This window comes from Phyllobacterium lublinensis, from assembly GCF_020164435.1.
Taxonomy (GTDB): Bacteria; Pseudomonadota; Alphaproteobacteria; order Rhizobiales; family Rhizobiaceae; genus Phyllobacterium; species Phyllobacterium lublinensis.
Map to the genome: position 1 here is coordinate 60,892 of NZ_JAIUDQ010000021.1, position 23,052 is coordinate 83,943.

Below are 23,052 nucleotides of genomic sequence, written 5' to 3' on the forward strand. Positions count from 1 at the left end.
TGTAGAACCACGCATGGCGGTGATGCGGCATGTTTAGCGCGAGTACGATTCAAGCGCGGCAATAGCGCGGTTTGCGCCGATCCGCCCGGCGACGATTGCGCCTTCGACATAGCCCGGGAAGGATGGCGAGATTTCGGACGGAGCAAAGACAATGCGCGGTGCGCCGCGGCGCAGTACCTCTTCGGCGTCCGTTGCGGACATGTCGGTGATGACGTCGGAATAGCCTCCCCCGCTCCATGGATCATCGGTCCAGTCGCGCACCAGCACGTCCAGCGGCTGCGCGGCTGCCGGACCGAGTGCCGCGGCCAGTTTGGCAAGGACGGCCTGCCTGATGCCTTCGGGTCCGAGGCGATGCCACTCCATTGCGGTGCTGCCGGCGACAAACATGACGAGCGCCGGGTGACCATCATCATGGCTCGCATTGCAGACATAGATGCCGCGCGGGTCGAGCCACATCGCACTGCCGTCGCTCCCCGATTGCTGCCAGAAGGCGTCGGCGTAGCGCAGCATCACCTTGATCACCAAGCCGCTCTGCCACGCCGCTAGTGCGCGGCCTGTTTCCGCCGCAAGGGGCGGGTTGAACGCAATCCTTGCTGCCATGACCGGGGGCACGGCGAGAATGACTTGCCGGGCCGCATGGATCGTGGTCGCCGTGCGCACCAGAACCGCCGCGGGCGTTGTCTCGATGCCTTTGACAGCGGCGTTGAGTACGACCGGCAGGGACCGGGCCATGTCGTCGGCAAGGGAAAACATGGTCTCATGCAGGAAATACTGCAATTCTGAAACCTGGCTGGTGATGCGCCGGTCATTGCTGATCAGGTACCATATCGGCATGCGATCGGCAGGCTGGCACCACAATCCCTCGATCATGCAGAGAAACATCTCTCTCGCCAGCGGATCCGCAGGCTGTTGTTCAACCCAGGAGCGGACCGACATCGACTCAAGAGCGGGATCGTCCGGATCGGTGTGACGCATTTGCTGGCGCAGGGCGAACGATCCGGCAGAGCCCCTGCCGATGTCGCCGCTTTCATGCGGCAACACCACCGCGCGACCGCGGGCGGGGGTTTCGACCAGGGTCTTCCCGTGCTTTCTTGCCAGCGCCATGACTTCAGGCATGTCGTCGCACAGGAACTGTCCCCCCGTGTCGAAGAAGCCGCCGAGGCTGTTTGCCGCCTCGACGCGTCCCCCTGCCCGGTCCTGTGCTTCCAGCACCACGAAATCGACGCCGGCTCGCTGCAACTCGGTCGCCGCCGACAGGCCGGCGAAGCCGGCACCAACGACGACGACGTCAACCGTCTTTGAAGCCTCGCTCAATAGCCGGCCTTGATCTTCTCGAACTCGGCAATCATCCTTGCTTTCAGTTCGTTCGGCAGCGGCGACTGGAACAGGGTATTCTCATTGGAATTCTCGCCCTTCGCGTAACCTTTTTCCTCGAGCAGCTTGGGATCGACCGATGCCATGCCCTTGACGTTCGCCGTGCCGTATCCCCAGTCATTGACCATGTAGGTGGCGATAGCCGGATCGTTGAGCGCATTGAGAAAATCATAGGCCTTTGCCTCGGAACCCGGGGCGTCCTTGAAACGCACATAGCCGCAGACCCAGGTGGAGACTCCTTCATCCGCGTCCGGGTTTCGCGCTGCGGGCGTGCCGGCCAGATTGAGCTGCGTCGCCGCATCGTTCCATGCCCAGGCCAGGTCGACTTCGCCGCCCCCCATGGCCTGCACGATTTCGGTCGTATCGGTCCAGTAAAGCCGGACGTTCTTGTGGACCTGCCGCAGGAAGTCGGAGGCCTGCTTGAACTGGTCATCGGTCATCTTGGTCCAGTCTTTCACGCCGATGACGAGGCTGGCGAGCGCATAGGCATCGTCGACGTTGTCACCGATGGATACCCGGTCCTTGAATTTTGGGTCGGCAAATGCCTTCAGCGACTGGACATCCTTGGCATCGACCTTTTCGCTATTATAGGTGAGCGAGGTATTGCCCCAGTCCCAGGGCAGGAACCATGCCTTGCCGTCAGCCGTGGTGGCGAGGTCCTTCATGGCCATGATCTCCGGCGAAAGGTCATTCCAGCCGGGAATCTTCGAGGTATCGAGCGGCTGCAGCAGGCCGGCATCACGCCATTTCGCCACGCTTTGCGAGCAGGGATGACCGAGATCAGCCTTGAAACCGGACCGGATCTTTTCGAAGGCCTCGTCCTCATCGCCGAAGAAGGCGAATGTCGGCGAGTCGCCGTTCTTTGCGACATAGGCGGGGTGGAACGACGGCTCCTCATAGCCTGCCCAATCGAAAACCGTCAGCTCGCTGTCCGCAGCGATGGCGATTGTCGCCACGGCCGCGGAGAAGGCAGCCGTGGCTGCAAGCAGGATGCCATAGCGTTGACCCGATATCTTCATAGGTTCGTTCCCCTGTTGTTGTTCATGCAGTCTTCTTCGTAAGCTGGCGTTCCCTTGAGAAATGCTTTGGAAAGACGGATGCGAGGTAGTCGCAGGCGGCAAAATGGGCGGACTCGCGCGTCACATCCTCGGTACCCATTAACAGGCGCAGCCACAGTCCTTCGAGCATGGAACTCAGGCCGAGCGCCGTTGCCGTGGCATCGAAATCATAGGCGCCGTCATCCTTGAGCTTGCGGCAGATGTCGATGATCACGTTCTGGTAGTCCTCGTCACGCGCACCGCACAGCGCCTGGTAGGTCGGTCGCGACTTTGCCTCGCCCCAGAACGCGCACCAGGCGGCGAGCTTCCGCTTGTTGCAGATGGCGCGGTCGAAGTCCGAGGCCACAACGCTGGCAAGCTGCTGCGCCGGATCATCGCCGCCCTTGGCCAGGGCATTGCGCCAATGGACGGCATATTCCTCGGACATGTACTGCAGCGTTGCTATGAGAAGCTTTTCCTTGCTCTCGAAATGGAAGTTGACGATGCCGCGCGACAGTCCGGCACCGTCCGCCACATCGGCCATGGTGGTTTCGGAGTAGCCGCGCCTGGCAAGCGAATCGATCGTGGCTTCGATCAGCTGCAGCTGTCTCGTCTCCTTGGACGCCTTGCGGCCGCGTTTCTCGGCGACCTTCTCCCTCGTCGGTGTGGCTTTCATGCTTGACCTCTTCTGCCATGGTCCGGACTGCGATGCCCGTCCGGACTCGTCATCGCGATGAGTGAAGTGAATGCCATCAATGTCAAGCTCGGTCTGCATGGTTTTCAGTACCAACCAGTCCCAATTGCGCCGCGGGTTTCGGGCGCCTGATCTGTGCCAAGAATAACCCACACCACATAAAACGCAATCATATTTGTTGAACATTCATTCAATATGTGCTGGACAACCGCCGATTTCTCGTGTGAATTGGAGGAGAAGGGCATAGGACGGTAACGTGATGCGTTCTGCTGGTTCAGGGGACTGCGCCCGCATGAACCACCTGGGGCTCGCCACCTTTCCGTGGCTTGTCTCGAGGGCCAGGCAGAACTGCGTCACACGTGCCGTCCGAGCCCTAGAACAAGGTGGAACGGATAAGCATATGAAAAAATGGGACGCCATCGTCATCGGTGCCGGGCACAATGGGCTTGTCAATGCGTGCTATCTCCAGCGTGCAGGCCTCGATGTGCTCGTCCTGGAGAAGAATGAGTGGATCGGCGGTGCCGCCACCAGCCGGTCACTGACTCCCGGCTTCCTCTATTCGAACTGTTCCTACGTGTGCTCGCTGTTCCGGCCGGAAATCATGCGCGACCTCGAGCTGCCGCGTTTCGGTCTGCAGGTCATTTCCTATGAGGGGGGCGCTGTTTTCACCCAGGATGGCGACTACCTCGCCAACTACCGCGATCATGATGCCCACCGACGGGAGTTTGCACGGTTTTCGCCGCGCGACGCCGAAGCCTATGATCGCTATGCCCGTGACGTGACGCGCCAATGCCGGTTCATCCAGCCGCTGCTGATGCGGACCGCAGCCGATCCGACCAGCTTCCGCCCGCGCGACATTTCCGAACTGATGTATCTCGGCAAGAAATTCGCCGGGCTCGGCGCGACCGAAATGGCCGACACGCTGCGGTTCTGGACGATGTCGATCTCGGATTTTCTCGACGAGTATTTCGAGACCGACGTGATAAAGGCCAATTTCGCGCTTTCGGGCATCATCGGCACGGCGCTTGGCCCCATGTCACCCGGAACAGCCTACGTGCTGCTCCATCATTACATGGGTGAAGTGGACGGCTCGGTCGGCGCCTGGGGTTATGCCCGCGGCGGCATGGGAGCGGTGACGAAGGCGCTCGCAGCGTCCTTCGAGGCATCGGGGGGAACCATACGGACAGGCGCCGAAGTCGATCATGTCCTGATCAGGAACGGCCGTGCGGAGGGTGCCGTACTGGCGGGCGGCGAGGAAATCTACGGCAAGCTTGTCATTTCGAACGCCGATGTGAAGCGGACCTTCCTCAAGCTGGTCGAAGCAAAGGAACTTCCCGATATTTTCCTGCGCCGGGTGAAGAATTTCAAGATGCGGGGCTCCTCGGGCAAGGTCAACATCGCGCTGGATTCCATGCCCGAGTTTCCGGCGTTGCCGAAGGATTCTCCGGTTTATCGCGGCGACATGCATTTCACCGACAGCGTCGAGCGGATGGAGCGCGGCTATGACGACTGGAAGGCCGGGCGCTGGTCAGCGGATCCCTTCCTCGACATGGTGATTCCAACGACGCTTGATCCGACGATGGCCCCGCCGGGCAAGCACTTCATGAGCTGCTTCGTGCAATATTGTCCGCCCAAGGTGGAGGGCCGCGAGTGGACCGACGCCGACCGCGATGCCTTCGGCGAAACGGTGATATCGCAGATTGCCGACTATTCGCCCGGCTTCCGCGATCGCATCGTGCACATGGAGGTGCGTACGCCGCGCGAACTCGAAGCGGAAGTCGGCCTGACGGAAGGCAATATCTTCCAGGGCGAGCTGACGTTCGACCAACTGTTGTTCAACCGGCCCGTGCCCGGATATGCGCAATACCGCTCCCCGGTCGGGGGCCTCTACATGTGCGGATCGTCGACCCATCCAGGCGGCGGGGTCATGGGTGCGCCGGGTCGCAACGCCGCAGCCGAAATCCTGCGCGATCTGTCGCGCGGCACCAAACATATGAGTCCTGCCCATGATGTTATTTGATGTAATCGTCATCGGCGGCGGCCACAATGGCCTCGTCGCTGCAGCAACGCTGGCAAAGAGCGGTCGTAAGGTCGTCGTGCTTGAAGCAGACAGCACCCTGGGGGGAGCGGCGCGTACGGGAGAGTTCGCGCCGGGTTTTCGCGTCTCTGCGGTTGCCCATCTCTTGAACCGTCTTCACCCCGAAGTCATCCGGACGCTCGAGCTGGAGAGGCACGGTCTCTCGTTCGACCCGGCCAGCTTCCTGCCCAGCATCGCACTCTCTTCGGATGGAGCACCCCTGACCCTCAACGGGGCCTATGGGGAAAGCCTTGCCGGCGCCTCGCCTTCGGAGCAGGCCGCCTGGAAGGAATTGCGCGCCCAGCTCTTTCGCTATGCGGGTATCCTGAAACCGCTTCTGGCGCGCCGCCCGCCGGATCTGGAGGGAATGTCCTTCAAGGAGACCGCGACTCTGGCGATGACAGGCGTGTCGCTGCGCCGGTTGGGCAAGGAAGACATGCGCGATTTTCTGCGCATGCTGCTGATGAATGTTGCGGACGTCCTCGACGAGCATCTTGAGGATGACCGGCTGAAGGGGTTGATCGCCTTTGATGCAACGCTCGGGAGTCACCTGGGGCCGCGTTCGCCGACATCCCTGCTCGGGCTTTATTACCGGCTGGCGGGAGAAATCGGGGGCACGCCCGGGGCGCAAGTCATTCCGGTCGGCGGTGCAGGCGCTGTGGTAAGCGCCATTCAGACCGCCGCAGGCAATGCGGGCGTAAAGATTCGACCGAACGCGCAGGTGGCGAAAATCATCGTGGAAAACGGACGGGCGGTCGGTGCCGTCCTCGCCGATGGCGAGGAGATAAGGGCCAAGACGGTAGTATCCGCGATCAGTCCGCGCACCACTTTCCTCGATCTCGTCGGAACCCGCGAGATCGATACGGGTTTCGTGCGCCGCGTGAGCAATATCCGTACCGGCGGCAATGCGGCCAAGCTGCATCTGGCGCTGGACGGCCTGCCGCAATTTCCGGGCGTGGACGAGGCGATGTTGCGCGGGCGGCTGGTCATCGCGCCATCTGCCGATCACGTGGAACGCTCGTTCAATCCGGCAAAATATGGCGAGTTTTCGCCCGAGCCGGTGATGGAAATCACGCTGCCCAGCCTGACCGATCCTTCCCTGGCTCCGCCGGGCACGTGCACCCTGTCGGCTGTCGTGCAATATGCGCCCTATGCGTTGAAGGGGGGATGGACCCACGGGAAGCCAAAATTTCTCGAGGCAATACTGGCACAGCTGGAAGTCCATGCCCCCGGCATCAGCAAGCTGATCCGCCATGCCGAGCTCTTGACCCCGCTTGATATCGAACAGCGCTATCGCATGCCCGGGGGGCACTGGCACCATGGCGAGTTGCAGGCCGACCAGATGCTGATGTCGCGTCCGGTGTTCGGAGCCGCAAACTACGACACACCGATTGACGGGCTCTATCTGGCCGGAGCAGGGTCGCATCCCGGTGGCGGTGTATCCGGTGTTCCGGGCCTGAATGCCGCCCGCCGAATTATCGCAAGGACTTGAACATGAAGCACAGCGATCCCAACAAGCTTGTTTCGGTACGTGCCGGTCAGCAGGGTCATTTCCGTACGCTACGCAACTCCACTCCATTCCAGGCGCGGATCGATGCTTTGATGCGCACCGACGAATGGTATACGTGGGCCGGCTGCAAGGCTCCCTCGTCGATCTGGGATGAGGAGCTGGAATATTTCGCCATCCGCAGCCAGGCGGCATTGTTCGACATCTCGCCGATGATCAAATATCACATCGAAGGCAAGGAGGCCGAGGCCTTCCTGAACCGTGTGACGCTGCGCAACGTGGCAAAGTTGAAACCCGGCCGGGTCCACTACACGGCCTGGTGCAATGATGAAGGCCACGTCCTCGACGACGGCACCCTGTTCCGGCTGAGCAGAGAAAGGTTCCGGCTGTGTTGCCAAGAACGGCACCTGCCATGGCTCCTCGACAGCGCAATCGGGTTCGACGTGACCGTGACCGAAGAAACCGAGGCGATTGCCGGGCTGGCGCTGCAGGGCCCCACATCGTTCGCGGTCCTGCGCGATGCAGGCTTCGAAGGTGTCGATCAGCTGAAGGTCTTTGACCTTGCAGGCTTTCCGCATGAAGGCGGCTCCGTTACCATTTCGCGCACCGGCTTTACCGGTGACCTCGGCTACGAACTGTTCGTCGATCGCAAGCTGGCCCTCAGCCTGTGGGACCGGCTGTGGCGCGCCGGCGAGCCGCGGGGCCTGCGGGCGATCGGCTATGCAGCACTCAACCGCGCCAGGCTGGAAGCGGGGCTCATTGTCGCCAATGCGGACTTCGTGACCGCCGAACACGCCATCCGCGCCGACCGGGTTCGCATGCCCGACGAAATCGGTCTCGGCTTCATGGTCGATCTGGAAAAGCCCCATTTCAACGGCCGGCGCGCGATCCAGCTCGCCCGCACGCGAGGCACGATGCGGCACATTCTGGTCGGCCTCGAAATTGAGGGCAATATACCCGCCGAACATGCTATTGTGTACCATCGGGGCAAGCGGGAGGTTGGCCTGGTCAGCGCCGCGATCTGGTCGCCCATGGCGAAACGGAACATTGCACTTGCCAGCCTCGAACGGCCCTACGGAGATACCATAACGGGTGACTTATGGGTGGAAATCTACGCCATGCGCGAGCTTCGATATCAGAAACTCATGAAGCGGGCCAAGGTTGTACCAAGACCCTTCATCAAACTGGAGCGACGCACGGTGAGTCCTCCAGCGGATTTCTGACATGTCAGGTTCAGACAAGGAACTCGATGAACAATGGCTGCTGATCAACACGCCTCTGGGACAGGAATGGTCGGGCCGCGCGCGCTACGCCGCCGCAATGTATTTCAACATACGAGGCGAGATGAGTGCAGAAGCGCTTGAGATCTACCGCATTTGTTCAAGAATGGATTGGGAAGACCCGCTGGCTATTCTCAAATCACATAATATCGGCAATGATTGGCTGGCACGGATCGATCGTCATCAACGTGGGGAACAACAATGAGAATTAAAACTCTTCTTATCGGGTCCGCTGCTGCCATCGTTGCAGCAACCGGCGCACGCGCTGCAGACGCAGTCGTCGTGGCCGAGCCGGAGCCGGTCGAGTATGTGCGGGTCTGCGACGCCTACGGGACAGGCTTCTTCTATATTCCGGGCACCGAGACATGCCTCAAGATCGACGGGTATGTGCGCTATGATGCAGCTGCCGGTGACGATCCCTATGATGGTACCAATGTCGGCGCCAACGACAACGAGACCTGGTACAAGCTCACGCGCGGCGAGATCCGGTTCGACGCCAGGTCAGAGTCCGAGCTTGGCACGCTGCGCTCCTATTTCGAGACACGGGTCGAGTTCGACAATGGCGAGACGACCGGCGGATCGATCCCGCAGGCCTTCATCGAGCTCGGCGGCTTCCGGATCGGCGTGGCCGACGAACTGTTCGGATCCTATGTCGGATATGCCGGCAACATGATCAACGACGACGTGATCAATTACCAGTCCGGCAAGAGCAACCAGGTGAGCTATACCTTTGCCGGCGGCAATGGCTTTTCCGCGATGATCGGTGCCGAACAGGGTGAGAACGACGTCACCACCCTTGGCGGCCAGTACATCATCGAAGATTACATGCCGCACATACTTGCCGGCGCAAAATACGAACAGGATTGGGGCGGCATTTCCGGCGTCGTCGGCTACGATTCCAATGTCGAGGAATTTGGCGGCAAGCTGCGTCTGGACATCACGTTCAACGAGACGTTCTCCGCATTCCTCATGGGCGGCTATCAGTCGGGTTATGACAACAGTTTCGACCCGGCCACTGGCGACGTCGACCAATTCAACCGGAACTGGTTCGGCACCTGGGAGGGTGATTGGGCCGCCTGGGGTGGCTTCACGGCGAAGGTTTCCGAAAAGGCGTCGATCAACGGCCAGGCCGCATGGGAAGACGAAGGGACCTACGCGCTGGGCCTCAACATCGAATATGAGATGGTTCCGGGTTTCGTGATCACGCCTGAAATCAACTACACGAATTTCGATGGCGCGCGCCGGGCCTATTCCGAGGCCAATGGCGGCGGCGAGGATGCGTTTGGCGGCACCATCCGCTTCCAGCGCAATTTCTGACGGCGGCAGTTGCGGTTTCCGTTGCGGGAACCGCATCGCTTCTGCCCGCACGACTGGCAGGGCTATCGGCCCTGCCTCAATTCCTCACGGTATAATCGGCGTCCCTCGACTCTTCCAGAATGAGTTCCGCATTGGGCATGTCATTTGACAAGGCGCGCGCCTGGGCGGAGCCGACATTATAGCCATGCGTGAGCCAGCGATGGACAAGCCGGTTCTCGAGTTCGAGCCGGTCCACTTCCAGGAAGATCGTCACGTCGAAAAGCGGTGCCAGACGGTCCCAGGGCTGCTGGTTGAGCAGCAAATAGTTGCCCTCGACAAGGAGGATACGCTGGTCGGCCTTCACAATGCCGGCCCCTGCCCTCGCCAGGTCGAGCTTGCGGTCGAACAGCGGGATGACGACATCTTCGCGGGTTTCGCGCAATCGCCTCAGGAGAACCTCGAAGCCGGCGCAGTCGAAGGTCGGCGGCGAGCCCTTGCGTTTGCGCAGGTCCATGGCATCGAGAATGGCATTGTCGAGATGAAATCCATCCATGGGCACGACGGCTGCCGCCGCCTCTGACTGCATGTTGATGGCCGCGCACAATGAGGCCGCCGCGGTGGATTTGCCGGCTCCCGGAGGTCCGGCAATTGCCACGATCAGACGCGGCATGCCTGCCGCACGCGACAGGAGTTCCGGAACCAGGTCTTCGAGGGTGGTCAGCATGGTTGTGTACTCAGGGAAGCGGCGGTTGTTACTCCCCCATAAAGGGGGAGACAAGCTCAATGGGTCACGCCAGCCACTTGTCGTAGTCGGATACGAGCAGGTGCAGCGGTGCCTCATCCTCGTCGATCGAGGAAAAACGGCCGATCGGCTCGCGGAAGATGTTGTCGGTGAGATCGTCGTTGACAGTCGAGACCTCGCCGATCAGCACATCGCCGCCCTCGCCCCAGAATGCATGCCAGTTGCCGGGAAGCAGCGTGACGCTCTCGCCCGGCTGCAGTTTGAGCAAGCCCCCGGCCTTCTGGCGCACGATGCGGCCATCCGTTGCGACTTCGACATCGGTCTTCTCGTCAACGCTGCCGTCGGGATTGGAGTTGAAGAGCTCCAGCACCAGCGTGCCGCCGCCGCGGTTGATGATGTCTTCCGCCTTGACGATGTGGCGATGCATCGGCGAAAGCTGCTTCTCGCGCGAGATCATGATCTTTTCGGCATAGAGCATGCCGCCGCCCTTCTTCAGGTCTTCCTGGTTGCCGTTGCGGGTCGTGAAGAGGAAGAGCCCAAGTTCGTCGAACTTGCCCTGGCCGTAATCGGTGATGTCCCAACCGAGCCGAGCCTGGAGAATTGCCTTGGAATCGCTCTGTGTGCGGGCTTTCAGCTCTTCCGGAGACCAGTAGGCGAAGGGCGGCATGACATAACCGAACGACCGGATGAACTTGTCGCTTTCCCGGATGATTTCATTGACCTCAGATCGTTTCATTTCTCAATATTTTCCTTGTAAGTCTTTATGCAATGGACTGTGCCGGCGGTGTCTTGGCGCCGGTCATGAAGGCGACGGCGTCCGACATCGTGTACTCCGTCGGGTTGATGACCGTAAGGCGCTTTCCGAGGCGATGGATGTGGATGCGGTCAGCCACCTCGAAGACATGTGGCATATTGTGCGAGATGAGCACAATCGGCAGGCCGCGTTTCTTCACATCCTGGATCAGCTCGAGGACGCGCCGGGATTCCTTCACGCCGAGTGCTGCCGTCGGCTCGTCCATGATGACGACCTTTGAGCCGAAGGCGGCAGCCCGTGCCACCGCCACGCCCTGGCGCTGGCCACCGGAGAGGGTTTCAACGGCCTGACCGATATTCTGGATGGTCATCAGGCCAAGCTCGGTAAGCTTGTCGCGGGCCCGCTTCTCCATCGCCTTGCGGTCGAGCATGCGGAACCAGCTGCCCATGACGCCGGGCTTGCGGATCTCGCGGCCGAGAAACATGTTGTCGGCGATGGACAATGCAGGCGACAGGGCGAGCGTCTGGTAGACGGTCTCGATGCCTGCATCACGCGCTTCCATGGGCGAGCGGAAGTGGATCGGCTTGCCCTCCAGCGTCATCTCGCCGTCATCGGGATGGATGGCACCGGAAATCGCCTTGATGAGCGATGACTTGCCGGCGCCATTGTCGCCGATGACGGCCAGCACTTCGCCAGGGTACAGATCGAAATCCGCGTGATCGAGGGCGGTGACGCGGCCATAGCGCTTGACCAGACCGCGTGCGGTAAGAATGGGTTCCCTTGACATCAGCCTGCTACCTTTCTGATCCACTGATCAATGGCCACAGCCAGGATGATCAAGACACCGATGATGAGATAGGTCCATTGAACGTCGGTTCCGTACATGCGCATGCCGAACGAGAAGACGCCAACGATCAATGCACCGAAGAGCATGCCCATGATGGAGCCGCGCCCGCCGAAGAGCGACATGCCGCCAATGACCACTGCAGTGATGGATTCGATGTTGGCGAACTGACCAATCTGCGGCGACACCGAACCATTGCGTCCGATCGAGGCCCAGCCCGCCAGCGCACAGATCAACCCGGCCAGTACGTAGACCGCAATAAGGACTCGTTTGGTCCTGACACCGGACAGCTTGGCCGCCTCCGCATCATCGCCGATGGCGTAAACATGGCGTCCCCAGGCGGTGTGATTGAGCACATACCATAAGATCGCGATGAGGAGCAGCATGGCGAAGACGCCATAGGTGAAGGTAGCGCCGCCAAAATTGATCTTCTGGCCGAAAAATTGCAGGAGCGGTGCGTTGGTCTCGATGTCCTGCGCGCGGATCGTTTCGTTTGCCGAATAGATGTAGGTGGTCGCGAGGAAAATCTGCCAGGTGCCAAGCGTGACGATGAACGGCGGCAGTTTGATATAGGCGATCAGCACGCCGTTGATGAAACCGCATAGCGCGCCGAGCGCCATGCCGCACAGGATCGACACTTCGGCCGGCAAGCCGTAGCGGAAGGTGAACTGGCCCATGATGACCGATGTCAGCACCATGATGGCACCAACGGAAAGGTCGATGCCCGCGGTCAGAACGACGAGCGTCTGGGCGGCGCCGACGATACCGACGATGGCGACCTGCTGCAGGATGAGCGACAGCGCAAACGGCGTGAAGAACCGTGAGCCGACGATGATGGCGAAGATGATAAGGGAAAGCATCAGAACGATCAGCGGGACCGATGCCGGACTGGAATGGAGAAAATGCCGGATCTTTTCGAGCGGGCTCTTCTCATGGGTGTCAAAACTGGCGACGGCGGTGGCGCTCTGCGTCAGAACACGCTCGAACTCCTGCGCCGGCTCGGAAGTTGTTTTGGTCTCGGTCATCGTAAGGCCTCCCCAAAAGGGTATTGTATTCTCATTAGCGAGGAAGTGCGACACCCGCCTTTAACCTGAATGGCGCTGCATCATCGGTGCCCCGGGTTGCATTGCCGCTATGCGTCCTTCGACAAGCTCAGGATGAGGGATGTAATCTCCCCGCAAGGAAGCTGGATTTTGCGGCGTTCGCGATTAGCTCGCAATACTCGAACTCGCTCATCCTGAGCTTGTCGAAGGGCTCGCCATCGGTAATGCAACAGGCAAAATGCCCTCCCCGCATGCAGGGAGGGCGGGCAGTATCAGCCCCAGCACTTGCTCGCGCCGGTCTTGACGTCGATTGATTCGAGCCCTTCGACAGGCTTGTCCGTTACCAGCGCCACGCCGGTGTCGAAGAAGGACTTGCCTTCGGTCGGCTTCGGCTTTTCACCGCTGTCGGCAAACTTCTTGATCGCCTCGATGCCGAGCGATGCCATCAGCAGCGGGTATTGCTGCGACGTTGCGCCGATCACGCCGGCCTCGACATTCTTTACGCCGGGGCAGCCACCGTCGACGGATACGATGAGAACATCCTTTTCCTTGCCGAAAGCCTTGAGCGCTTCGTAGGCGCCCGCAGCGGCAGGCTCGTTGATCGTGTGAACGACATTGATGCCGGAATCTTTCTGCAGAAGGTTTTCCATGGCCTTGCGACCGCCTTCCTCATTGCCGTTGGTCACATCGTGCCCGACGATGCGCGGATCGTTTTCATCGCCGATCTTGTTGATGTCGACGACATCGATGCCGAAGCCCTTCATGAAGCCCTGGTCACGCAGGACGTCAACGGTCGGCTGGGAGGGGGTCAGGTCGAGGAAGGCGATCTTGGCATCCTTTGCCTTGTCGCCGAGGGTGCCTGCGGCCCATTTGCCGATCAGTTCGCCGGCGAGCAGATTGTCTGTCGCGAAAGTGGCATCGGCGGCGTCAGCCGGGTCAAGCGGCGTATCGAGCGCAATAACGAGAAGGCCTGCATCACGTGCCTGCTTGACCGAGGAAACGATGCCGGCAGTGTCCGAGGCCGTGATCAGGATACCCTTGGCACCGTCGGCAATGCAGGTTTCGATCGCTGCGACCTGGCTTTCGCTGTCGCCGTCGATCTTGCCGGCGTAGGTCTTGAGGTCAACGCCGAGCTCCTTCGACTTGGCAAGGGCACCCTCCTTCATCTTGACGAAGAACGGGTTGGTGTCGGTCTTGGTGATCAGGCATGCGCCCACACCGGCAGCCTGTGCCGGGGCGGCAAAGGCTGCGATCGCCACAGCGGTGGCGCCAAAGACAGTCGATTTCAGATAAATGCTTCTAAGCATGTCACTTCCTCCCGAAAAAATCGCGCGACAGCACGACGGGCCGACCGCAGTCAAGCCCTGGTCCCGTGTTTAAACAGCTCGGACAGTTATCCTCCCGGCCAAGTGTTGCTCACTAACAAATACCACTCGATGCGACCTGTCAACATTAATAAATCACTATGATTTAATATTGACAGGAATGGCTGATGTCGCCATTGTCTGCGCATTATCGGGAGGAGTCCCACGTGGGTATTCGAGTATCGGAGCGCAGCGGCATGGGAGGAGCCAGGCCGTCGCTTCATCATGGCACGAACCAGAGCGGCATGCGTGATCACAACGAGCGCGTGGTGCTATCATTGCTGCGCCAGCATGGCAGCCTGGCCAAGACGGCCATCGCCCGCATGACCGGGCTTTCGGCGCAGACCAGCTCCATCATCATGCGCATGCTGGAAGCCGATGAGCTCCTGTCACGCGAGGAGCCGTTGCGCGGGCGCATCGGACAGCCCCTGATACCGATGTCGCTCAATCCGGAAGGTGCGTTCTTCCTCGGGCTGAAGATCGGGCGCCGGAGCGCCGACCTGGTGCTGATCGATTTCGTCGGAAAAATCCGCTCGATGCTGCATGTGCCCTATGATTATCCGGCACCGGAGCCAATCTTCCGCTTCGTTGCCGAAGGCATGGCCGAAATGATGGCAACGTTGACGTCCAAGCAACGCGAGCGCATTGGCGGCATCGGCATCGCTGCGCCCTTCGAATTGTGGAAGTGGGCCGACACGGTCGGCGCCCCGCAGCAAATCATGGACCAATGGCGCAGCTGCGATATCCGCGCGCGCGTCGCGGAACTCTGTCCTTTTCCTGTCTACCTGCAGAATGACATGACCGCCGCCTGTGGCGCCGAGCTGGTGTTTGGCCAAACCAAGGACCTCAATGATTTCGTCTATTTCTACATAGGCTCCTTCATCGGTGGAGGCATCGTTATCAATGGCAGCCTGTATGCGGGGCGCAGCGGCAATGCCGGCGCGCTTGGCTCGATGCCCGTACCCGGCGCAGACGGGAGGGCCAGCCAGTTGATCGATGTCGCCTCCATCACTGCGCTGGAGAAAGTGGTTACCGAACTCGGGCGTGACCCATCACCGCTTTGGGCCTCCCCCGACGATTGGGGTGCCATGGGAGACGAACTAACCGCATGGATCGATCAGGCCGGCAAGGGAATTGCCCAGGCGGTGATTGCCGCATCCTCCGTCGTGGATTTCGAAGCGGCAATCATCGATGGATGGCTGCCGGTTGGCGTACGCGCACGCATCGTCGAGTCGGTTCGCCGGCAGGTCGAGACTTTTGATCTGGAGGGCATCGAACTGCCAGTCATTCTCGAAGGGACTGTTGGTATTCATGCGCGATCACTCGGCGCTGCCAGCCTGCCCCTGTCCGATCGTTTCCTGCTCGGACAGAAGATATTCAGAAAGGCCAATCCGTAATGCTTGTCGGAATACCGCCGGTGCTTGGCCCCGAACTGCTGGCCACCTTGCGCGCCATGGGCCATGGTGACGAGATCGCGCTGGTCGACGGCAATTATCCGGCGCTGGAACATGCAAGGCGGCTCATTCGTGCCGACGGATTGCCCCTCGTCCCGCTGCTCGATGCGATTCTGCAGGTTCTGCCGGTGGACGACTTCGTGCCGGAGGCGCTGTTCAGGGCCTCCGTCAGGGGCAATCCCGCGCTCGCTGATCCGGTTCATGAGGAGATGGCCGCTGTCTGCGCCCGTCGCGCACCCGGCTTTACCCTGACTGCACTGGGCGGCGATGCGCTTTATGCGCGTGTGAAAAACGCCCATACCATAGTTGCGACAAGCGAGCCGCGGCTCTATGCCAATATTATCATCCGCAAGGGTGTCATTTATCCAGGAAAGATTGATCGATGATTTTATGTTGTGGTGAAGCCCTGATCGACATGTTGCAGCGGAAGAGCGATGCGGGCGAACCCGCTTTCGCGCCCTATGTCGGTGGCGCTGTTTTCAATACTGCGATTGCACTCGGAAGGCTCGGCGTGCCGACCGAATTCTTCTCCGGGATTTCCTCCGACTTCTTCGGCCAGATGCTGCTGGACAGTTTGAGCAACAACCATGTCGGCACGGCCTATGCGCATATTTCGCAGCAACCGACCACGCTGGCCTTTGTGCGCCTGACCGATGGCCAGGCCAGCTATATGTTCTATGACGAAAACAGCGCCGGGCGCATGCTGGCCGTCGAGCACCTGCCCGAGCTTGGGGACAATGTCACCGCATTGCAGTTCGGGGCCATCAGCCTTATCCCGGAACCCTGCGGCTCTGCCTATGAGGCGCTGATGGCGCGCGAGCAGGCAAAGCGCGTGATCATTCTTGATCCCAATATCCGGCCGGGGTTCATACCCGACAAGGAGAAGCACCTGGCTCGCATGCGCCGCATGATCGCCATGACCGATATCGTCAAGATTTCCGACGAGGACATGCGCTGGTTCGGCGAAAGCGGCACGATGGATGAGATTGCCCGGCGCTGGATTGTCCCCGCGGACAAGCAGGGGCCGAAGCTCATTCTCGTCACCCATGGCGCGGACGGGGTGACCGGCTATTCCGCTGATCTGACGGTGCATGTCGCGGCACAGAAGGTGCCGGTTGTGGATACGGTCGGGGCCGGCGATACTTTTACGGCAGGCGTGCTGGCGTCGCTTGAGGAGGCCGGGCTATTGACGAAACCGACTCTCACCGCATTGACCGAGGCGCAAATCCGCGATGCGTTGTTGCTCGGAGTCAAGGCTGCTGCGGTGACGGTATCTCGGGCGGGCGCCAATCCCCCCTGGCGGAACGAGCTTCAATAAGCTCAGGCGATCTCGATATCAGTAAAGGGAAAATCATTACCTTTGCATAATAGCTGCAGGCTATGGGCTTTAGCGCAGGCATAGGCAAAGCAATCGCCCATATTGAGAGCGGCCTTGTGCCGCCCGCGACCAAATCTGTTAAACGCCTGAACAGCATTTCTGCCGATCTCGGCGGTGATCTCAAGGGTTCGAGCGTCGGTCTGATCGATGAAAATATCAATTGCTCGTTCAGCAACCTCGATCGTGCAAGCTCTTTTTCGCGCGAGACCGGTTATGGACTCGTAAACCACCATGGGTGAGATGTAGATCGATGAAACGCCCGCCAGACGGGCAGCAAGCGAAACCGCGTCATCTTCGCCATCGACGATGGCGATCAAGGCTGATGCATCAACAAAGATCATTCATTACCTGAAAGGTCGTCGAAAAAAGCCTTATCCGCTTCGAGGCCGGTCTTTGGGTACTTCCGGTACTCTTCAAAAATCTTGGACAGCTTTTCCTGCAGCGGCGTTTCTTTTTTGGAACGCTCATATTCATGCACCACGGCCTCGCGAATAGCCTCTGTCAGGCTGGTGTTTTTCAGCTTTGCCAGCCGCCTCACCGCCTCATCCGTCGCCTTGTCCTTCACGGAAAACGCCATTCTATACCTCCGCGTCTATACGTATATACGCAATTGTCTATAAAATGGCGTTCTTTGCCGTGAAATGCAAGGCGCCGCCCATTCACTCCAGATCGAACGCAGCGGCCATCAGTGTCTTGGTATAGGTCTGATGCGGCTGCTCGAAAATGTCCTCGGTCGGACCCTCCTCGACGATCTTGCCGTTCTTCATCACGATCACATAGTCGGCCATTGCCTTGATGACCGCGAGATCGTGGCTGATGAAGATGTAGGAAAGATCGTGCTTCTCCTGCAGGTCACGCAGGAGGTCGATCACCTGGCCCTGCACGGAACGATCGAGCGCCGATGTCGGCTCGTCAAGGATGACCACCTTCGGCTTCAGGATCATGGCGCGGGCAATAGCAATGCGCTGGCGCTGGCCGCCGGAGAACTCATGCGGATAGCGATTGCGCGCGGCCGGATCGAGGCCCACTTCCTTGAGGGCGGCAACCGCCCGCTTGTCGCGGTCGGCCCGCGACAATTGCGGCTCGTGGATGCGCAGGCCCTCGGTTATGATTTCGCCCACCGTCTGGCGCGGCGACAGCGAGCCATAGGGATCCTGGAAGACGAGTTGCAATTCCTTGCGCAGCGGACGCATCGCGGCACGGTCGAAATCGGATATGTTCTTGTCGCCGAAATGATAATGGCCGGTGCTTGGCAACAGCCGCAGCAATGCGCGGCCGAGCGTCGATTTTCCAGAGCCGGATTCGCCGACAATGCCGATTGTCTGGCCGCGTTTCAGCCGGACGGAAACGCCATCGACGGCACGAAACACCTTGTCCGAACCGAAGAAAAAGCCGCCGCCAATGGCAAAATCCACCGCGACGTTGCGGCCCTCTAGGATGATCGGCGCCGTGTCCGCCGGCGGCTCCTTGCTGCCGCTCGGCTCGGAGGCGAGCAGCATTTTCGTATAGTCTTCCTTGGGCTCTTCAAAGATCTCCTTGATCGTGCCCTTCTCCACCACTTCGCCGCGGCGCATGACGACGACGCGATCGGCAAAGTGCTTGACGATGCCGAGGTCGTGGGTGATGAGCACGACGGCCATGCCGAAGCGTTGCTGCAGCGAGCGCAGGAGATCGAGGATTTGCGCCTGGATCGTCACGTCGAGCGCGGTCGTCGGCTCATCCGCGATGAGAAGATCAGGCTCATTGGCGAGTGCCATGGCGATCATGACGCGCTGGCGCTGGCCGCCCGACATTTCATGCGGATAGCTGTTGATGCGCCGTTCGGGCTCGGGGATGCCGACGAGCTTCAGCAGTTCCAGCACGCGCACGCGGGCCTGCTTGAAGGTCATGCCCTTGTGATGAACGAGCGGCTCGGCAATCTGCCGTCCGATGGTGTAGAGCGGATCGAGCGACGTCATCGGCTCCTGGAAGATCATGGTGATCTTCACGCCGCGTACTTCGTTGAGGCCCTTGAGCGGCAGGCCGATCAATTCCTTGCCGCGGTATTTGGCCGAGCCGGTGACCCGCCCATTGTTGGCGAGCAGACCCATGATGCCCATCATGGTCTGGCTCTTGCCAGAGCCCGATTCACCGACGACGGCGAGCGTTTCACCGGGCTTGACGTCAAGATCGATCCCCTTGACGGCGTTCACGTCACCGTCGGGTGTGGTAAAGTCAACCTTCAGCCCGCGTACGGACAATACGGTTTCGGTGGTACCCGTTGCATCGGCGGTCATGTCAGCGGTCCTTTGGGTCGAGTGCATCGCGCAATCCGTCGCCGATGAAGTTGAGCGAGAACAGGGTCACGACGAAGAAGATGGCCGGAAAGATCAGCAACCAGGGGGCCGATTGCATCTTGTTTGCGCCTTCGGAAATCAGCGCGCCCCAGCTCGTCAGCGGCGCCTGGACGCCGAGGCCAAGGAAGGAGAGGAAACTTTCCAGAAGAATGACCTTCGGCACGACGACGGTAACGAAAACGATCACCGGCCCGATGGTGTTCGGTATGATATGGCGGCGGATGATCTGCCAGTCGGTCAAACCGAGTGCCTGGGCGGCACCAATGAATTCGCGGCGTTTCAGGGCAAGCGTCTGCCCGCGGACGATACGGGCCATGTCCAGCCATTCCACCGCACCGATGACGAGGAAGATCAGGATGAAGCTGCGGCCGAAGAACACGACCAGCACCACGACGAGGAAGACGAAGGGAAGCGAATAGAGGATCTCGACAAGGCGCATCATGACATTGTCGACACGCCCGCCAATATAGCCGGAGATCGCACCATAGGTGACGCCAACGGCCAGTGAGACAAGGCTGGCAAGAAAGCCGACGGCGAGCGAGATCTGGCCGCCAAGCATGACGCGGGCCAGCATGTCGCGGCCATTGGCATCGGTGCCGAACGGGAAGTATTCGCGGTGAACCTCGCCTGTAAGCTTCAGCGTGCGGCCATCCTCCTCCGTGGCGGTGACCTGCGTGTTGTCGAATTCGTTGGCACGGTCGAAATAGCGCGTGGATCGCGGATCGATCGGCTGGTCCGAATGGACAGTGGCGGTGAATGTATTGCCCTCGACCGCGAAATCACGCAGCTCGACGCGGGCACGGTCCGCAACACCCTTCATTACGTCGCCGAGCGTTTCGGCCCGCGGCAGCGGCTCCAGGCTTGGCGGCGCGGTGACATAGGAGGGGAACACCTGATCATAGGTGTGGCTGATGAAATAGGGGCCGAAGAACGAAAAGATCGTGATCAGGAACAGGACCACGCATCCAGTCATCGCGGCGCGGTTGCGGCGGAAGCGCAGCACCGCGAGCTGGAACAGGCTGCGACCCTTCGATTCCTCCGGAGGAATGACGGTTGTCGGGATGTCGGTCAGATCAGTCATGGCGGACCCTCGGATCAAGGAGGCCGTAGAGAATATCGACCACGAGATTGAAAACGATGACGAAGATTGCCACGAGAACGACAGTTCCCATGACGAGCGTATAGTCACGGTTGATGGCGCCCAGCACGAAATAGCGGCCGACCCCGGGAATGGTGAAGATGGATTCGACCACGGCGGAACCAGTCAGCAGCGCTGCCGCGCACGGAGCGAGGTAGGATACGACCGGCAGGAGTGCGCCGCGCATCGCATGGGTGATCACCACCGCGCGCTGCGGCAGTCCGTAGGCTCTGGCTGTCCTGATATGATCGGCGTGCAGCGCTTCGATCATCGAGCCGCGCGTGAGGCGAGCGAACACCGCAAGCTGGGGCAATGCGAGCGTGATCACCGGCAGGATAAGGAACTTCAGCGACCCGTCACCCCAGCCGCCGGCCGGAACCCAGGACAGCATCAGCGCGAAGATGAGGGTCAGGACCGGACCGACGACGAAGTTCGGCACGGTCACGCCTGTCGTTGCGACGGACATGACAAGGAAATCGAGGAAGGAGTTCTGCCGTAGCGCCGCCAGTGTGCCGACCAGGACGCCGCCAATGAGGGCGAGCAGCAAGGCGTAGCTGCCGAGCTGCACCGAGTAAGGCAGGCCCTTGCCGATGAGCTCGGCAATGGTGTTGTCCTTGTAGATGTAGCTGGGACCGAAGTCGCCGGTCAGGGCGTTCTTCAGGTACTGGAGATACTGGTTCCACAGGGGCTGGTCGAGATGGTAGGCCCTCATCAGGTTTTCCATCGTTGCCGGTGGCAACGGTCTTTCCAGATTGAAGGGCCCTCCGGGCGCGAAGCGCATGAGGAAGAAGGAAATGGTGACGACGATGAACAGGGTCGGCACGGCACTCGCCAATCGGCGAAGAACGAATTGAAACATGGCGTTACTTTCTCAATCTAGTGCGCAACCCGCGCTGGATTGCGCACTGAGTTCTTATTCCTCGACACTCAAATACTTGCTGAGGTGGTCATTGGACCCGTTGTCCTGCCAACCCTTCACCTTTTTCGACACGAGCCAGAGCTGGCCGAAATTCATCATCGGTGCAATCGGCTGGTCACGCAGGACGATGGCTTCCGCATCGTGCATGATCTTCGAACGGGCAGCCGGATCCTTTTCATTGTAGGATTTTTCCACAAGCGCGTCGTATTCCGGATTGTCATAGCGGCCGTAATTGAAGACAGGGTTCTTCTTCAGGTTGATTGCAAGGAAATTTTCGGCATCGGCATAGTCCGCCGTCCAGCCGGCGCGGGCCGCATTGAATTTGCCGCCCTCCTTCAGATAGGCGTAATGCGCGCTGATATCATTCTGCAGCAGCGTGACATTGGCGCCGAAGGTCTTCTTCCACATATCGGCAACAGCAATGGCCACGCGCTCGTGGTTGGGGTTGGTGTTGTATCGGATCTCGATGTTCAAAGGCTTGCCGCCTTCGCCGTAGCCCGCTTCCTTGATGAGTTCGATGGCCTTGTCCTCGCGGTCGAGCTGGGACCAGTCGGCAAAATCCGGCTTGGCCGGTTCGCCATAGGTGGCAATGCCGAGCGGTATCAGCGAATAGGCCGGCAGTTGTGCGCCGCTATAGATTTCCTTCGACAGGAAATCGCGGTCGATGGCCATGGACAGCGCGCGCCGCACCCGAACGTCGTTGAAGGGCTCGACACGTGTGTCGAAGGAATAGAAATAGGTGGAGAGTGCGGCAGTTACCCGGACCTCATCGCCATGGGATGCGCGCAGGCGTTCGATCTGATCAGCGGAGAAATTGTAGACGAGCTGCAGTTCGCCTGCCTCGAAACGCCGGACTGCGGCGGCCTGATCTTCGGACGGATAGAAAATCACCTTGTCGAGCTTGACGTTGGCGGCGTCCCAATAGTCGGTGTTCTTGACCGCCGTCAGATGGTCGTTCTGGACGTGCTCGGCAAGTTCGAACGCTCCGTTGGATACCAGCTTGCCAGGCTTGATGAAATCGGCGCCGTTCTTCTCGAAGCTGGCCTTGTTGACCGGAAGCGCCGTCTGGTGGGCGAGTAGCTCGACGAAGAAGGGCGTCGGACGCTCGAGCGTGATTTCGAGGGTCTTGGCGTCGATCGCCTTGATCCCGAGTTGGTCGACGGGCAATTCACCCTTGTTGACCTTCTCGGCATTCCTGATCGGATAGAGAATATTGGCATAGCCGGCAGCGGTCTTGGGGTCTTCGACGCGGCGCATCGAAAAGGCGAAATCCTCGGCGACCACGGGCGTGCCGTCCGACCAGTTTGCCTTGTCGTGGATCTTGAACGTGTAGACGAGCCCGTCGTCCGAAACCGTCCAGCTTTCGGCTACGCCCGGCACAATCTTGCCGGCTGCATCGTAGGAAGTGAGGCCTTCGTACAGGTCCTTCAGGATGAAGGCTTCAATTTCGAGGGAAGTCTGGGATGGGTCGAGCGTCTGCGGTTCGCCGCTGTTGCCGCGATGCAGAACGGCTTCAGCCAAAGCGGGACAGGCACCGATCAGCAAGGAACCCAATATAATCGCCGTGCCAAACTTGAGCTTCATGAATGTCATTCCCTTGGTAGTCTTTCATCCGACCCGGAGCCGTCCGTGGGGCCGGCAGCTTGTCATCCCGCTGGCAGGCTGCGTGACATCTTATACCAATTGACGGCCTTCGGCTGATTCTTAACAGCAAAGCCCGGTGCCTCCCTCCCGGAAGAAGAAAGCAGCCTGTCAGTTCTGGTTTATACGATTGGAAAGGTGTCGCATTGCGAGCCGAGCAATAAAAAAGCGCAA

General features: G+C 60.1%; 22 protein-coding genes. 8 read left to right on the forward strand and 14 right to left on the reverse strand.

Annotation, left to right across the window (positions count from 1 at the left end; all coding sequences use genetic code 11):
* Positions 1 to 33: 33 nt before the first annotated feature.
* From K9U38_RS20430 to K9U38_RS20440, 3 genes are read right to left on the reverse strand one after another with little or no spacing between them, the layout of a single operon-like run.
* The gene (locus K9U38_RS20430; protein ID WP_224496192.1) at positions 34 to 1,314 is read right to left on the reverse strand and encodes a flavin monoamine oxidase family protein; all 1,281 of its coding nucleotides are present in this window, start codon (positions 1,312 to 1,314) and stop codon (positions 34 to 36) included.
* Positions 1,311 to 2,393, reverse strand: coding sequence for an extracellular solute-binding protein (locus tag K9U38_RS20435; protein ID WP_224496193.1), 1,083 nt, complete (start codon positions 2,391 to 2,393; stop codon positions 1,311 to 1,313). Before K9U38_RS20435 ends, K9U38_RS20430 begins: the two co-directional genes overlap by 4 nt.
* A gap of 22 nt (positions 2,394 to 2,415) precedes the next feature.
* Positions 2,416 to 3,087, reverse strand: a complete 672-nt coding sequence (locus K9U38_RS20440; protein ID WP_224496219.1) for a TetR family transcriptional regulator C-terminal domain-containing protein — start codon at positions 3,085 to 3,087, stop codon at positions 2,416 to 2,418.
* A 418-nt stretch (positions 3,088 to 3,505) separates the two neighbouring features.
* Here K9U38_RS20440 and K9U38_RS20445 point away from each other — a divergent pair, with 418 nt between their 5' ends.
* From K9U38_RS20445 to K9U38_RS20465, 5 genes are read left to right on the forward strand one after another with little or no spacing between them, the layout of a single operon-like run.
* Positions 3,506 to 5,125, forward strand: a complete 1,620-nt coding sequence (locus K9U38_RS20445; protein WP_224496194.1) for a phytoene desaturase family protein — start codon at positions 3,506 to 3,508, stop codon at positions 5,123 to 5,125.
* Positions 5,112 to 6,674: a phytoene desaturase family protein gene (locus tag K9U38_RS20450; protein WP_224496195.1), complete on the forward strand. Its 1,563-nt coding sequence runs from the start codon at positions 5,112 to 5,114 to the stop codon at positions 6,672 to 6,674. Before K9U38_RS20445 ends, K9U38_RS20450 begins: the two co-directional genes overlap by 14 nt.
* A 2-nt stretch (positions 6,675 to 6,676) precedes the next feature.
* Positions 6,677 to 7,912 (forward strand): aminomethyl transferase family protein, encoded by a 1,236-nt coding sequence (locus K9U38_RS20455; protein ID WP_224496196.1) that lies wholly within the window; start codon positions 6,677 to 6,679, stop codon positions 7,910 to 7,912.
* Between the two features lies 1 nt (position 7,913).
* Positions 7,914 to 8,174, forward strand: a complete 261-nt coding sequence (locus K9U38_RS20460) for a hypothetical protein (RefSeq protein ID WP_224496197.1) — start codon at positions 7,914 to 7,916, stop codon at positions 8,172 to 8,174.
* Positions 8,171 to 9,286, forward strand: coding sequence for a porin (locus K9U38_RS20465; RefSeq protein WP_224496198.1), 1,116 nt, complete (start codon positions 8,171 to 8,173; stop codon positions 9,284 to 9,286). Before K9U38_RS20460 ends, K9U38_RS20465 begins: the two co-directional genes overlap by 4 nt.
* A 76-nt stretch (positions 9,287 to 9,362) precedes the next feature.
* Here K9U38_RS20465 and K9U38_RS20470 read toward each other — a convergent pair whose 3' ends face one another.
* From K9U38_RS20470 to K9U38_RS20490, 5 genes are all read right to left on the reverse strand, one after another.
* A complete protein-coding gene (locus K9U38_RS20470) occupies positions 9,363 to 9,989 on the reverse strand; it encodes a nucleoside triphosphate hydrolase (protein ID WP_224496199.1) in 627 nt (208 codons plus the stop codon).
* A gap of 64 nt (positions 9,990 to 10,053) precedes the next feature.
* Positions 10,054 to 10,743 (reverse strand): D-lyxose/D-mannose family sugar isomerase, encoded by a 690-nt coding sequence (locus tag K9U38_RS20475; protein WP_224496200.1) that lies wholly within the window; start codon positions 10,741 to 10,743, stop codon positions 10,054 to 10,056.
* A gap of 25 nt (positions 10,744 to 10,768) precedes the next feature.
* The gene (locus K9U38_RS20480) at positions 10,769 to 11,548 is read right to left on the reverse strand and encodes an ATP-binding cassette domain-containing protein (protein WP_224496201.1); all 780 of its coding nucleotides are present in this window, start codon (positions 11,546 to 11,548) and stop codon (positions 10,769 to 10,771) included.
* Positions 11,548 to 12,630 (reverse strand): ABC transporter permease, encoded by a 1,083-nt coding sequence (locus K9U38_RS20485; RefSeq protein ID WP_224496202.1) that lies wholly within the window; start codon positions 12,628 to 12,630, stop codon positions 11,548 to 11,550. Before K9U38_RS20485 ends, K9U38_RS20480 begins: the two co-directional genes overlap by 1 nt.
* Before the next feature lie 290 nt (positions 12,631 to 12,920).
* A complete protein-coding gene (locus K9U38_RS20490; RefSeq protein WP_224496203.1) occupies positions 12,921 to 13,955 on the reverse strand; it encodes a sugar ABC transporter substrate-binding protein in 1,035 nt (344 codons plus the stop codon).
* Between the two features lie 254 nt (positions 13,956 to 14,209).
* On the opposite strand from K9U38_RS20490, the gene K9U38_RS20495 reads away from it, so the two are divergent.
* Genes K9U38_RS20495 through K9U38_RS20505 form a run of 3 tightly spaced genes read left to right on the forward strand, consistent with a single transcriptional unit; the run spans position 14,210 to position 16,784 of the window.
* Entirely contained in the window at positions 14,210 to 15,409 is a 1,200-nt protein-coding gene (locus tag K9U38_RS20495) for an ROK family transcriptional regulator (protein ID WP_224496220.1), read from the forward strand.
* Positions 15,409 to 15,852, forward strand: coding sequence for an RbsD/FucU family protein (locus tag K9U38_RS20500; RefSeq protein ID WP_224496204.1), 444 nt, complete (start codon positions 15,409 to 15,411; stop codon positions 15,850 to 15,852). Before K9U38_RS20495 ends, K9U38_RS20500 begins: the two co-directional genes overlap by 1 nt.
* Positions 15,849 to 16,784: a carbohydrate kinase family protein gene (locus K9U38_RS20505; protein WP_224496205.1), complete on the forward strand. Its 936-nt coding sequence runs from the start codon at positions 15,849 to 15,851 to the stop codon at positions 16,782 to 16,784. The genes K9U38_RS20500 and K9U38_RS20505 overlap by 4 nt, the downstream gene beginning before the upstream one ends.
* A gap of 2 nt (positions 16,785 to 16,786) precedes the next feature.
* Here the strand turns inward: K9U38_RS20505 and K9U38_RS20510 are convergent, their stop codons facing one another.
* The 6 genes from K9U38_RS20510 to K9U38_RS20535 form a co-directional block, all read right to left on the reverse strand.
* Entirely contained in the window at positions 16,787 to 17,185 is a 399-nt protein-coding gene (locus K9U38_RS20510) for a type II toxin-antitoxin system VapC family toxin (RefSeq protein WP_224496206.1), read from the reverse strand.
* The gene (locus K9U38_RS20515) at positions 17,182 to 17,421 is read right to left on the reverse strand and encodes a type II toxin-antitoxin system VapB family antitoxin (RefSeq protein ID WP_224496207.1); all 240 of its coding nucleotides are present in this window, start codon (positions 17,419 to 17,421) and stop codon (positions 17,182 to 17,184) included. The genes K9U38_RS20510 and K9U38_RS20515 overlap by 4 nt, the downstream gene beginning before the upstream one ends.
* Positions 17,422 to 17,503: 82 nt before the next feature.
* Positions 17,504 to 19,120: an ABC transporter ATP-binding protein gene (locus K9U38_RS20520; protein WP_370632025.1), complete on the reverse strand. Its 1,617-nt coding sequence runs from the start codon at positions 19,118 to 19,120 to the stop codon at positions 17,504 to 17,506.
* Position 19,121: 1 nt separating this feature from the next.
* Positions 19,122 to 20,261: an ABC transporter permease gene (locus K9U38_RS20525; RefSeq protein WP_224496209.1), complete on the reverse strand. Its 1,140-nt coding sequence runs from the start codon at positions 20,259 to 20,261 to the stop codon at positions 19,122 to 19,124.
* Positions 20,254 to 21,177, reverse strand: a complete 924-nt coding sequence (gene oppB, locus K9U38_RS20530) for an oligopeptide ABC transporter permease OppB (protein WP_224496210.1) — start codon at positions 21,175 to 21,177, stop codon at positions 20,254 to 20,256. Before oppB ends, K9U38_RS20525 begins: the two co-directional genes overlap by 8 nt.
* Before the next feature lie 54 nt (positions 21,178 to 21,231).
* Positions 21,232 to 22,830 (reverse strand): peptide ABC transporter substrate-binding protein, encoded by a 1,599-nt coding sequence (locus tag K9U38_RS20535; protein WP_224496211.1) that lies wholly within the window; start codon positions 22,828 to 22,830, stop codon positions 21,232 to 21,234.
* Between the last annotated feature and the right edge of the window lie 222 nt (positions 22,831 to 23,052).